At 43.4% G+C, this 12960-nt stretch carries 11 protein-coding genes; 3 read left to right on the top strand and 8 right to left on the bottom strand.

Annotated elements, in window-relative coordinates; genetic code table 11:
- From QT990_RS26315 to QT990_RS26350, 8 genes are all read right to left on the bottom strand, one after another.
- Positions 1-909: a glycosyltransferase family 2 protein gene (locus QT990_RS26315; RefSeq protein WP_333144487.1), complete on the bottom strand. Its 909-nt coding sequence runs from the start codon at positions 907-909 to the stop codon at positions 1-3.
- A gap of 62 nt (positions 910-971) precedes the next feature.
- Positions 972-2225, bottom strand: a complete 1254-nt coding sequence (locus tag QT990_RS26320) for a glycosyltransferase family 4 protein (protein ID WP_333144488.1) — start codon at positions 2223-2225, stop codon at positions 972-974.
- Positions 2226-2259: 34 nt separating this feature from the next.
- The gene (locus tag QT990_RS26325; protein WP_333144489.1) at positions 2260-3192 is read right to left on the bottom strand and encodes a glycosyltransferase family 2 protein; all 933 of its coding nucleotides are present in this window, start codon (positions 3190-3192) and stop codon (positions 2260-2262) included.
- Positions 3193-3303: 111 nt separating this feature from the next.
- On the bottom strand, positions 3304-4365 hold the full coding sequence (locus QT990_RS26330; protein ID WP_333144490.1) for a hypothetical protein: 1062 nt from the start codon (positions 4363-4365) through the stop codon (positions 3304-3306).
- A gap of 214 nt (positions 4366-4579) precedes the next feature.
- A complete protein-coding gene (locus QT990_RS26335) occupies positions 4580-5779 on the bottom strand; it encodes a hypothetical protein (RefSeq protein WP_333144491.1) in 1200 nt (399 codons plus the stop codon).
- The gene (locus tag QT990_RS26340) at positions 5776-7113 is read right to left on the bottom strand and encodes a flippase (protein WP_333144492.1); all 1338 of its coding nucleotides are present in this window, start codon (positions 7111-7113) and stop codon (positions 5776-5778) included. The genes QT990_RS26335 and QT990_RS26340 overlap by 4 nt, the downstream gene beginning before the upstream one ends.
- A gap of 267 nt (positions 7114-7380) precedes the next feature.
- Positions 7381-8238, bottom strand: a complete 858-nt coding sequence (locus tag QT990_RS26345) for an O-antigen ligase family protein (protein WP_333144493.1) — start codon at positions 8236-8238, stop codon at positions 7381-7383.
- 33 nt (positions 8239-8271) lie between these two features.
- Positions 8272-8664 carry a hypothetical protein gene (locus tag QT990_RS26350; protein WP_333144494.1) on the bottom strand — a complete coding sequence of 131 codons (393 nt, stop codon included), beginning with the start codon at positions 8662-8664 and terminating at the stop codon, positions 8272-8274.
- Positions 8665-9008: 344 nt separating this feature from the next.
- Here QT990_RS26350 and QT990_RS26355 point away from each other — a divergent pair, with 344 nt between their 5' ends.
- The 3 genes from QT990_RS26355 (at position 9009) to QT990_RS26365 (ending at position 12956) form a co-directional block, all read left to right on the top strand.
- Positions 9009-10481 (top strand): polysaccharide biosynthesis/export family protein, encoded by a 1473-nt coding sequence (locus QT990_RS26355; RefSeq protein WP_333144495.1) that lies wholly within the window; start codon positions 9009-9011, stop codon positions 10479-10481.
- Positions 10482-10616: 135 nt separating this feature from the next.
- On the top strand, positions 10617-10817 hold the full coding sequence (locus tag QT990_RS26360) for a hypothetical protein (protein ID WP_333144496.1): 201 nt from the start codon (positions 10617-10619) through the stop codon (positions 10815-10817).
- 87 nt (positions 10818-10904) lie between these two features.
- The gene (locus tag QT990_RS26365) at positions 10905-12956 is read left to right on the top strand and encodes a polysaccharide biosynthesis tyrosine autokinase (RefSeq protein ID WP_333144497.1); all 2052 of its coding nucleotides are present in this window, start codon (positions 10905-10907) and stop codon (positions 12954-12956) included.
- The last annotated feature ends 4 nt before the right edge of the window (positions 12957-12960 follow it).

Consider the following 12960-nt stretch of genomic DNA (forward strand, 5'->3'; position numbering starts at 1 on the left):
CTATTCACCTTGAGTTTTGTTTTTAGTCAATCCCAGCTTACTCAACACTGAAAGCCAAACTAACCTTCGATAAGGTAGCAGCCAATAAATTGGCCACAACAAGCCACCATGCCGCTGAGTAAATACTTTCCACTCTTGAGCCGGTTGCAGGGTAGTATCTTTGAAGGATAAACCTTTCGGTTTGCTCATTTTCTCCAATCCTTCGCTTAAATTCTCAGCAGCCGTTTTGGTCACCTGGGGGTTGAGGGAACAAGTTCCTAAATGACCGGGAGCAATCCACACTGTACATCCTTTCTGTCTCGCTCGTAAACCATAATCCCAATCCCCAATATAATGGACAAAAGCCGGATCGAGGTTGCCGACAATTTGCACAACACTGCGGGGAACTAATACGCAGTTGCCGTGCATAGTATCGCAAATTTGAGGCTCTTTTGTTGGTTCTAAGACACCATATCGGAAGGGGTGCAAAGGGTTATTTCGCACCATACCGCCGTATGTTGTTTGACCAGTTTCTGGGTCGCAGGTAGAACCGCCAACGATGGCTTTTGTTTCTCCTTTTTCTAATAATTTGTGACAGGTTTCTAGCAAGACACTTACTGTTTGTGGGTAAATAATAGTGTCATCATTTAACCAGAGGTAGTAGTCTGGATCATCTTTCATTGCTTCGCTGAAAGCCCCACGCATTCCCCCGTTCCAAAATAAGTTCCCATCGCCGGAAAAAATCTTGACTTGAGGATAGATTTGACGAACTGCCTCGCTGGTGCCGTCCGTGCTGGCGTCATCGACTAAATAGGCTAAAATATCAACATCGGCTGGAAGTACCTGTTTAAAAAGGGCCTCTAGGCAAGCCAATGTTTTTTGTTTGCGATTGAAGCAAGTTAAAAGGGCGGCGATTTTAGTACGGTTCATTGTTCCCAATTGTGCAGCTTTTAGCGATAGCCAGGTAAAATTTACTACGTAAAATCAGATTTTTACTTTGGAGTTGACACAACATCGTTAAAAATAGACAAATAGCGATTTGCTTGTATGTCTAAGGTAAATTCTTTTTCCACTTTCTGGCGGGCGCGAATACAAAGTTTTTGATGCCGATTGGGATCTTCTAAAACCCAAGCAATTCCTCGCGCTAAGTCTTCTGTTTCATAGGGTTGAGCTAAATAGCCATTGGAGCAGTGTTCGATCAGATCGGGCAGTCCCCCAATATTAAATGCAGCGCTGGGGATGCCGCAAGCAAGGGCTTCCATGACTGTATTTGGCAAGTTATCTATCACGGAAGGGGCGACAAAAATATCTGCTGCTGCATAAACAGTGGCTAGGGAAATATCATCTGCGAGTCTCCCGACATAGTTAGTTTTAAAACCAAGTTCAATGGGATTTTCGGGTTCAGAAGATCCAAAAACCACCAACTCTATCCGATCTTTCCAGCCTGATTTACTGAGGCTTTGTAAAGCGGGTACGAGCAAGTTAAATCCTTTCCAGCGATCGCCCGTTCCACCTGCACTTCCAAACAGTACAATTTGTTTATCTTGAGGTAAATTCAGAATTTCTCGCGCCCATTGACGATTTATGGGTTTATACTTTTGAGTATTGATGCCATTAGGAATTACTTCAACTCTAAAATCTTTGAATAAAGAACTAGAATTAGCGCATTTAGCTAACCAAATACTAGGGCTAACCAGAGTTAGGTTAAGATTTTTCCAAGCTTTAGCTTTCCGCTGCCACACCCACCGTGACAGATCCGACTCTTTCTTACTGTGAAGTTGCGGACAACTACCACAAGATTGAGTGTAGCGATCGCAATCTTCACTGTAGTGACATCCACCTGTAAAAGGCCACATATCGTGCAGCGTCCAGACTAAGGGTTGATTAAACCTCGGAATACTCTCTACTTGTAAATAACCCCCACACACCCAGTGTAAATTAATAATATCAGGCTTGATTTGGGAAATTTGGACATCTAGAGAATCTGGAAACCATTCTGTAGAAAAAATAACAGACCTTCTCTCAGGGTAAAGTCGCAATGGCGAGTTATATAAAGTTGAAATAATCTTGTCCAACTTATTTGTAATACTATTCTGTGACGAAATTACACTTGAATCGCCACTACCCTTATTTTTTACGAGCATTTGCGAAGAAACACCAATCCCCTGCAAACCTTTTTGCAGTCGATAAGCGGCGCGGGCTGCCCCCCCTTCCGTATCAGAACTATTAACAATTACAACTTTCATTTTCCCTGCCTATCCTCTAGATTTCTAGCTGATTTTATCGGAATTGTTTCAAAAGTTTATCTACTTTTTTTTGCACCTTTCTTAACAACGGCGGATCGTAATCAAATAAAGTTTTTTGGGTAAAATTATCTGCTTGCGTATCCCTAATTGCAAAAGGCGGGTGTTTCATCGGAAATGTTATAGCTTCTACAGGCATATTACTGTAAGGACTGTTGACATCCTCCGTATTAGTTCCCCCTACACCATGTCCGATATTAGAAACTAAATTAACATTCGCAAGAATATTAATACCATTTTGAATAAAGCTAGCAAATGTCCACTGACAAGCCCAACTCTGTAATTTTTTTTCATAACAAAGCTGAAAAATATTTGTCCAAACTTTTACAGCATTGGAGTCTCCCAGTACATCCATCAAAAAATTACCATCACGAATTTCTGGCCACAGCTTCATATCTAAATCATAGTGCTGCCAAGCTCGCCTCCAACTCGCCCAAGTCCAGCAGTGATTGTAGCGAGAAAAGTAGTAACTATAATCAGTTCTTTTCCTGCCAAACTGAACATTTTGACCAGAGATTGACAGAATCCGGTGGTCGTCTCGGTAACGATCGAGCAATTCTTCAGCGAAGCGGAAAAATGTAGGATGAGGGAGACAGTCATCCTCCAGAATAATTGCCTCTTCAACCGTATCAAACACCCAATTCATACCGCTAGAAACTCGCAGCCGACAACCGAGATTTACGTCGGCGTAATTTTTCAAAACTTCGCAGTCCCAATCTACTTGGTCAATAATAGCTCTAGCGGCAGCACATTCTCGATCTTCTCCAGGCCTATCTGGACGCGGGCCGTCAGCAATTACTAGCAATTTGGGGGGTTTTGCCTGACGAATTGCCTCAAACACCCTTTGTGTTTCTTGAGGGCGTTTAAAGATAATCAAGACAATTGGGGTTGTTAGTTGCCAGTCATACATTTATTTTTCTCCTCTTATATCTTTAATGATTACTTAGGTCTTCTTTATCATCAAGTTGGGAAAACTTGATATTTGAACGATATATTTGCAACCACCACATTTTTGGGCAGATCATCCCTTTATGAGATTTTTAACATGAGATAGTCTCCTTTTTATGCCGGATTTTCTGTCTTCTAAAGTCTCAACTATTATTTTAGAAATATTACGTTTAGGTATCCCTACATATCCGCCAACATATTTCATAAACTCCTCTCCCACTGGCAGAGTCCAAAACAAGGATTTGGGATTGGATACTTGTAGGAAAAGTCTCTTAATTCCCCTACTTTTTTCTGCTGGCAGATGCCAAACATCAAGCTGAAAATTTGATTTACTTGCCGTGTAAAATTGCGCTGATGTCCATATCCGTTCAAGATAAGGGTTTGCAGTTCCCGGTGCATACCCTTGCTTGTTATAAATATAGGTTAACATCTGCTCCTCTGTATTAAATTTGGATTTGCCTTGTGCAAACCTTTCTAAAGAAATATTCCAAATCAAGTCAATTTCTTCAGATAATTTTTTAATATTCTCTCCGGTTCCCCCAATTAATTCAGCTCCAAAATAAGGAGGAGCCTGCTCAATATTGTACCCTAGTTCAGAGTAAATTTTTTGCATTTCTCCTCTAGTCAAACCATTAATCGCTTGATCTTCTGGGTAAAAGCGCTCATAAGTAGCTATCCCATTTTTTTCGATTGCTTCTATCATTCTATCTACCGAATTAACCCACACGCAATCAGAATCTAGCGACATACATATATCGTTCGATTCGGAGTTGTTTTTGAGGTATTTAACAATATCGAATTTGAAATATGTACTCCTGAAAGCGTGGAAGTATTCTAGCGGATGCTTATAGGTGAAAGGTAGCTGAGCCACCTTCACACCGATGTTGGCAAAAAATTCTTCCATGTTGAAGTTGCCTAGATTGGGTAATTTTTCTGCATTGGTACACAAGATATGATTGGCACTAGGATTATTTCTCACACTCGTAGCAAAAAATACTACAACGCACTGCCAGTAAATAGATTGGAACTGGCCTGATGAAGATTTGATATTTAATCCTTGAGGATAAATACTTTCTTCACCTTCTCGATCGCAGCACATTCCAGTGACTATATACACAGAACCTCTGTTTTTCATTTAATTTCTCCATGATTTTTATATAATCCTAACTTTCAAACTTGAGTTCCGCGTGGTATTGGGAGGTTAAATTTACAATATTTAACGATACGCCCGACTGTCGGGATTCAAGAGTTATGGGGATATTGTTGAGTGACTGAATCAGACTTGTCACTTAAACCTGACCCATGCCACAATTTATTTGATGGTTATAGGTCAGTTTTTCTTCACAATCTCAATCAACAACATCAGCCGTCATCTGGGATTTAAACTTAGACCACTTCAGAACCATCACAGCCGCTATGAATGCCAGTGTATCATTGCTAATCTGATACGGCAAAAATCTATAGCGAAAAGTAGCCATTCTAGGGTCGCTTTCTTGGTATAAAATATCTTGTGCAAAGTTCCCCCACCGCTCATCTATCAAATCAATTGTCATGCCAGCATGGCTAGAAGGCAGCAGCATATTAGAGCCATGAAGACCAATTACTAAGCGGCTTTCTGAATAAACACGGCATATTTCCTTTTCAATTTTTTCATTAAAAGTATCCACCCTGTAATCTTCAATCCATTCTGGAAACTTAGTTTTTGTCCCCAGACCAGCCACTGCAAATTTTGCTTCAGGTAGTTGCAACCTAATTTTCTCAAATAACTGCTGAATTTTCAAATTTTGCAATGCCAGTGCGATTTCTCCTTGATTCAGCTTTCTAAGACCTCGCAAGAGCAAACGGTTAACTAACAGGCGATCTTCCCGCCAAATAAAAGTAATTTTTATTTCTTGGTACTCAAAGTTGTGTTTGGGTACTCGACTAAACCGCGTGATGTCAAACCGACTTGGATGAGAATAAGCTTCACTGACATAAATTTCTTCAAAACGTTTAGTTTCTTCCTCAACAAACTCAGCGAAGCTGGGATAGTAATTTTGACCATTTTGTAAAGAAATAGGCACTGTCCAGACTTCAGCAACTCCATCGGGAACCATCCACCTTAAAAACTTAGGAACTATCACCACTAATCCACACTCCGGATTGCCGTCTAAGTGCCTTTGTGCATTTAGCAACTTTAACAGGGAGTGACCATAAAGATGATCGATACAGTTTAAGATGATTGCTCGCTTGCACGGCTTAAAAAATTCTTTTGCAATCTCAAGTTTTTCGGGTCGAGGATTTTGGAGTGAGTTGAGTAACGCTTTCCCCAACCAATCCTTTGCGAAAGCATTCTCCGCAAACACTGCAGCTTTCCTTAAATCAACTTGCAGGGAGTTTGTGACTCCATGACCTACTTTCAGCTCATCGATGATTTCGCGGCCGCATCCGCCGCACTTAGAATCTATAACAATGTGAATTCCCTGCCACAAAATAGTTTTGGGATTGAGATCTGTCCCGCAATAGGGGCAATTCGAGCGCTGTTCGATTTTAGGTTTAATTTGAATCACTTTAATAATCCTCTGATTCTACAAGCGGCCTTGTATAAGTTAAGGGATCGCCAGATAAAATTTCCGAAAGGACGCAATTCCTTAATCAAAAAATTGACTAATATAATCACGTAAAAATAAGTTATCAGAGTAGCCACCGTTGCTCCAAAAGCTCCATACTTAGGAATCAGCAAAAAGTTTAACCCTACGTTAAAAATAGATCCGACTACAGTCAAGTAAAGACCGTAGCGTAACTGACCTTCTATGTTCAAATATGTGCTCCGTGCTACTCCAAAGTTACTGCCAAATTGCGCCCAAACATAGATTGCCAGTACCGCTGCTGACTTCGAATATTTTTCACCGTAAAGCAGATGCACTATCCAGGGAGAAAGTAATGATATTGGTATGGCCACTCCCAACCATAAAAATATCATAATATCCGAGTAAATTTGAAATTTATTTAGATATTCTTCATAATTTGTCTTTCTAAAATTCGCTAATTTGGGAAAAATAGAGCTGGATATGATCATCGGCAAGAAATCGCAGATTTCTGAAATTTTCACAGCGGCAGCATAATAGCCCAGTTCTGCATTTTTATTCATCGCACCCAGCATGATCTGGTCGGTTTTTGAGTATACATAAACTGCCAATCCCGACAAAATTATCGGCCAACTCTCCGATAGCAGTTCCTTGCCCCGTTCCCAACTGAATTGCCAATCCTTAATTTTATTCCCCGTAAGCTTATAAAAATATACATAAGCGATTCCTACCAATGCCACCTCTGCCAATCGCACCCAGGCGAAGGCAAGCAGGGGGGCTTTAATTGTCACTAAGCCAATTCTGAAAGCAGCAACTAAAAAACATACCGAATTTTTAGCGAAAACTGTATATTTTGACTGGATTTGGGACTGAAACCAAAAATTGATAGCCTCAAAAGCATTAAAGATAGTTCCCGCTGCGATGATACCTACCAGCCACCGAGTCAGAGTGTCGTTGGGCTTGAGTAGCGCAATCACGGTGACAGTTAACACCAGAGTGATTATACCACCAGTAAATTGCAGTCCGAAGGCAGTTCCCAGGGTCTCATTTTTGCATTCTGGGTCGCGAGCGATATTCCTCACTACCAGAGTACCCAACCCCATCGTGGCCACCGAACTAAACAGCGACACAAAGGCGATCGCGTAGTTGAGCAATCCAAATTGTGTCGGACCAAGATAGCGAGCCACCCAAAGGCCTACGACTAAACCCAAACCCATCTGCAAGATTTGGTCAGTCAACAGCCAAGCTATGTTGCTGAGTACCTGGCGCAGATTAGGGCCGAGCCTTTGACTGACCGCAGTTAACTTATCTAGCATCAGAATATTTTAAATCTTTACAAAACACAAACGCAGTTCTGGCATGGTCGCCAATCTCGCAAAATTAGACTGGTTGATCCTATAACAACATATCACAACTTGAGAGAACATCTCAATGAAAGCAGCCGACCTAGAAATTGGAGTTTGGAGGCAGGAGGCACGAGGGAGGAGGCAGGAGGAAAGAGGAAGAAGGAAGGAGCCAGAAGAAGTGTTTTTACAAATATGAGATGCTCCCCAAATTGACCCACGGTCCGCCCAATGCTTACTTCAATGGACAGTGCCAGCTAAAGAACGCCTTTGAGGGCTACTGGTGCTACTGTTAGAACTATTGTTAGCATTATCTATCGCCAGTCGAACCGTCAACATTGCGTAACTCAGCCAAGGATTTGCTATACTTATAATATAACCTTCTGTGATGTTGCTTATAATAATAGACACTAGAAAACAAATAGGTATTCCCGCTTCTTCCATGGTGCTACCACTCAAATACCGAACTGCGTAAGCTAAATTCAGCAGCAAGGAAGTCATCATTAAAATTAATCCCGGCCAACCGAAGGCTAACAAGATCCCAATCCCCCCATTGTGAGGATTTTTAGGTTGAAATCCATTAGGAGTATAAATAAAATAAGCAGGAGTAGCCGAGCCAAACTTATCTTGTTGAAAAAATCCATCGAATCCGTAGCCCAGCCAGGGGCGCTGATTGACCGCAGCGATTAACTGCGGCCAGAATTCTGTCCGCCCAGTTAGAGTCAAGTCCTTGCCTAACCCACCTACAATAATATCCTCTAGGTTGTCTACTACAAAAACTGTCATAATTATACTGACCACCAGGAAACATATAATAGCAGTAAATGCCCACTGAAAACTTAATTTTTTTAGAAAATCTAGAGACGACACAGCAATTATTAATATGATAGTAATCACTAGAGCCGACCCCGATTTATTAGCCCTTACTAGGTAAAATGAAAAGAACATCATTCCCAAAGCAATCCAGCGCTCTTTCGGAGTTTTAGCGCCTTGAGAATAATGCAAATACCAAAATGCCGTACAGAGAGCTAAGACTCCACCCAAAGAATTTTTAGATTGGGTTAAGCCGACAAAATCTCCTGAGCCAGGGGGTTTCATTACAAAACTTGCCAAACCGATGGCCGTGTATCCTCACCGCCAAAAACCAGATAAATCCTCCCATTTATATTGCGCTGCAATATAAAAACCAAAAGCAGTAAATCCTGAAAAAGCTAGGCCTGCTCTTAGCGTTTCTTCAGGAAAGAGAGACCAGAATGTAGACAGTAATGGAAGTAATGTATAAAGTAAAAAGAAAGGATTCATTGTCAATATTTTGGCAAAAACTTCTATAAAATTGCTACTAAAAATTTTAATTCTTGAAATCAAAATCAATACTACCCAGGGGTAAAAAAAATAAGGTATGAGTTTTAATGTGCCACCGTCTGGTTCTTTCAAGTTAATAGAATGCAAGTAATTAAAAGGAGGTTGTGTTAGAAAGGGAGAGATGAAAATATAAAGACCAGCAAAGCTTTTTTCTAAAGCCAAACTTATTTTTTTTATAGCTGGCGAAGTGAAATAATAGTAGAGTGACCATCGCGAATATAGCAAGTAGCATCCATGTCAATGAAGAACTCCCTAAGATCAGATCTTTCAGCATATTTGGTAGAGACAGTGGTTCAGTCATAATTGCTTTCCTTTATCCGAAATAAGAGCAAATTATCTAGATATAAAATATAGCCGTCAACCCGCAACCACGCTAACACAGAAATTAGGCATAAAGCAAAAATACAGCATCGTTTTTTCGGCGATCGCTTAAAATAATGAGCTTTTTGCCCAGCACTAAAAAGGCTACACTTATATAAATCATAGTCAATAAAATTAGGTGGTGTATGGTTAACACCCATTTTCCCAGACAGATAGCCCCGTCGGTTGTGGGTGTTGTCTTGTTTGCTTCCACTTTCATCGCTGATGCCAGAAGCACCCCGGCACAACTTCCCATCCCCCTAGGCGCAGACCAAGCCCAGACCGTTGCGCCCGTTAGGAGAGCGCCGGAAAGCTATAAACTCGGCGGAGGCGATCGTATCCAAGTAGAAATACTCGAAGTACCCGAACTCAGCCGCGGCTACGAAGTCCTTTCCGACGGTTCAGTCAACCTGCCCCTCATCGGCTTGGTCTCCGTCCGTGGCCGCACCTTAGTAGAAGCCACCAACATCATCCGCAACGCCTACCGTCGCGTCCTCAAAGACCCCATCGTCACAGTCAGCCTCGTCGCCGCCCGCCCCCTCAACGTCGGCGTCATCGGAGAAGTCACCAGGCCCGGAAACTTCACCATTACCCTAACTCCTGGCCCGGGAGCCACGCCGAGTGTCCAGTACCCCACCGTCACCCAAGCGATCAGACTCGCAGAAGGCGTCACGGGTGTCGCCGACATCCGCAACATCCGCGTCCGCCGTCCCCAACGAGACGGCCCGGATCAAGTGCTCAACGTCAACCTGTGGAAATTCTTGCAAGAAGGAGACATCTCTCAAGACATCATTTTGCAAGACAGAGACACAATCGTGATTCCCACAGTCGCCAACTTCAACCAAGCAGAAGCTCGTCAATTTGCGACAGCCAACTTTTCGCCACCCCCAGAAAAACCTCGATCGATCTCCATCGTTGGTCAAGTCACCCGCCCCGGGGCATACGTCGTGATCGGCGGTAACACCACAAACGACCTCAGCCGCGAAGGTTTTCCCACCGTCATCCGGGCCATTCAGCTAGCCGGCGGCATCACCTCCGATGCCGACATCCGGCAAATCCAAGTGCGGCGCGTCACCAGAAGAGGCGAACAAATTATCCCAGTCAATCTGTGGCAGTTCCTAGAGTCCGGCGACGGCGCCCAAGATACCATCCTCCAGGAGGGAGACACGATCATCGTGCCCAAAGCTACGATCGTCAACCCTGCAGAAGCTGGCGTACTCGCGAGCACTAACTTTGCTCCCACTGGCATTAACGTTTTTGTAGTAGGAGAACTCAGAACATCCCTCGATCCCTTGAGGCTCCCAGCTAATGCCACACTGAATCAAGCTTTAGTTTCCAGAGGATTTTTTGGCTACGAGAATACCAGAGCTAGAAGGGATAAAGTTGAGCTAGTCCGCCTCAATAACGACGGTACAGCTACTAAACGGACGATCGAAGTCAATTTAACTCAAGGAATTAACGAAGAAACCAATCCTCAACTTCGCAACAACGACATGATTATCGTATCTCGCAGGGGTCTCGTCGATTTTGTCGATCGCATGAACGCTGTAATCGGACCTGTCGGGCCAGCTACCGGAGTGTTAAATTTTATAAACGTTCTCCGATTTTTATTCAGGTAAGAAGGTGGCGGGTGAGGTGGATAATTCCTGGCAAAGGCTAGAATAAACTAAACAATAAGATTACCCAGCCGCGACCTGGCCGCTTCAAAAATATCAACCTCAAAAATACCAACCTCAAAAATACCCAGGCTGAATATGGATAGCAGACAAGATTACCAACCCTTCACACCCAAATCGAATGGCAAACTGCCGGAGTTATCTGCTCACAACTACAGAGATCACTTCGTAGAGGAGAGAGAAGAAGAAAAGCTAGACTTGTCCTGGCTCTTAGGCGTCGTGCGCCGTCGCTTCCTGGTCATGGCAGCAGCCACCATTGCTTTGAGCGCCCTGGCATGAACAGCGATCGTCCTCACGTCTAAACAGATTACGATCGAGTATGAAGGCTCCTTTTCCCTGTTAGTAGAACCAGCCACGGCTGAAGGTTTGCTATCCAAACAATTAAACAACACCCAAGCGGCAGATTTAGCAAGAATTAATATAGAAGGAATTAGCTTAGTAGACTACGAAACCCAAATTAGGATTTTGCGTAGCCCCAAATTGATGCAGCCCGTGATTGAGGAATTGCGAGCCTGGTATCCCAAAATGAACTATACGGCACTGATCTCAAAAATGTCCATCAACCGCGTCAGCTACGCGAAAGATGGCAAACAGCAAGGCACAAAAATTTTACAAGTTCGTTACAAAGATTCAAACCGAGAAAAAATTTCCACCGTATTGGATAAAATTTCTAAAGCTTATCTAGACTACAGCTTGCAGCAACGGCTGATCGGCATTAATCAAGGTATTAAATTTATAGATACGGAGATGCCCAAGCTCCGAGAAAGAGTGGAAGTTCTGCAACTGCAAGTCCAAAGACTGCGGCAGCAGAGCAACTTGTTTGAACCTCAGATGGAGGGAAAATCTCTCTCTGAACAAGTTCAAAGCATTCGGGGTAAGCAAGTAGAAATTAGAGTTCAGCTAAAAGGGATGCGAAACCTCTACCAAAGCTATGAAAAATTACTCAACGAAAATAATCCCCAGGGGCTGCTGATGACCCAAGGACAAGCTTACAGCGGACTCTTAGGTCAAATTCAGAGAATAGACTCGGAATTGTCCTTAAAAGCAGCTCAGTACAGAGAAGACAGTTTGCCAGTTTTAGCGCTGCGAAAAAGTCGGGAAGAACTGATTTTAACCGCCACTAAACAAGCAAAAGAAGTGGTGATGGGAAATTTAGAGACCCAAATCAAAGAAATTGAAGCGCGCGATCGCGAAATGACAGCTTTGCAAAATGCTCTCAACCAAAAAATTAGAAACTTTTCAGTTACAACCCGACAATACGACAATTTACAGCGGGAACTGCAAGTAGTTACTAAGAGTTTGTCGGACTTCTTGGCAAAACGAGAAGCCTTGCGGATTGATGCTGCTCAGCAGCAAATACCCTGGGTGCCGATCACTCCTCCGGAAATTCCGCTAGACAAATTCGGCAGGCCTATAACAGCTACCGTCAAACAAACCAAAAAACAGTTAGCGCTGGCAGTAATTTTAAGCAGTCTGCTGGGCATAGCAGTCGGCTTGGTGGTAGAGGTACTAAATACTGTGTTCCACACTCCAGAATCACTGAGAATGGCCACAAGATTGCCAATACTCGGGGTGATTCCGTTTACCAAAAAAGTTAAGCGCCGACCGCCAGCCAGACAGAGGAAACTAACATCAGCTCGATCGAACTTGAAAGTGGAAGTAGTCGAACCGGCCGAAGCTAGACATACTGGTTCGACGAGCGGGGGACCAAGTATTTTGAGCGACTTGGACTATCAATTTTTAGAAGCATTTCGATCGCTATACACGAACATTCACTTGCTGAGTGCAGGCACGGCAATTCGATCGCTCTTAGTCGGCTCAGCCGTAGCCGGAGACGGCAAATCTACAGTAGCTTTGCACCTGGCAGCCACAGCAGCAGCAGCAGTCGGACAGCGAGTATTGCTAGTAGATGCAGATTTGCGCTGCCCGCAACTGCACGCTAAGTTAGGACTGCCAAACGTGCGTGGCCTGGGCGATGCCATCTCTACCGATCTCAGCCTCAACGACGCGATTCAACGAGTCCCGAACCAAGAAAATTTGTTCGTACTCACCGCAGGCCAAATTCCCCCCGATCCGATCAAGCTTCTTTCTTCCAAAAAAATGCAGTATCTAATGGAGCAATTTCAAGCATTTTTTGACTTAGTAATTTATGACACCCCGCCAGTAGCAGGCTTGGCAGACACCCACTTGATCGCAGCTCGCACAGACGCTACGATTATGGTCGTCCAAATTGGGCAAACAGACCGATCGCAAGTTCGCAAAGTTTTAGAAGAATTAAAAATTTCTGGAGCTTGCGTCTTGGGAATCGTTGCTAACGGCTGCAAAAACACCGGTCACAGCTACCGCCAGCGTCCGGTCGTTTTAGACACGCTCTACGACCAAAAACTATCGGCTTTAGGTACGAAAAATCCTAATTAGACAA

Source organism: Microcoleus sp. T3_B1 (assembly GCF_036700445.1).
Classification (GTDB): domain Bacteria; phylum Cyanobacteriota; class Cyanobacteriia; order Cyanobacteriales; family Microcoleaceae; genus Microcoleus.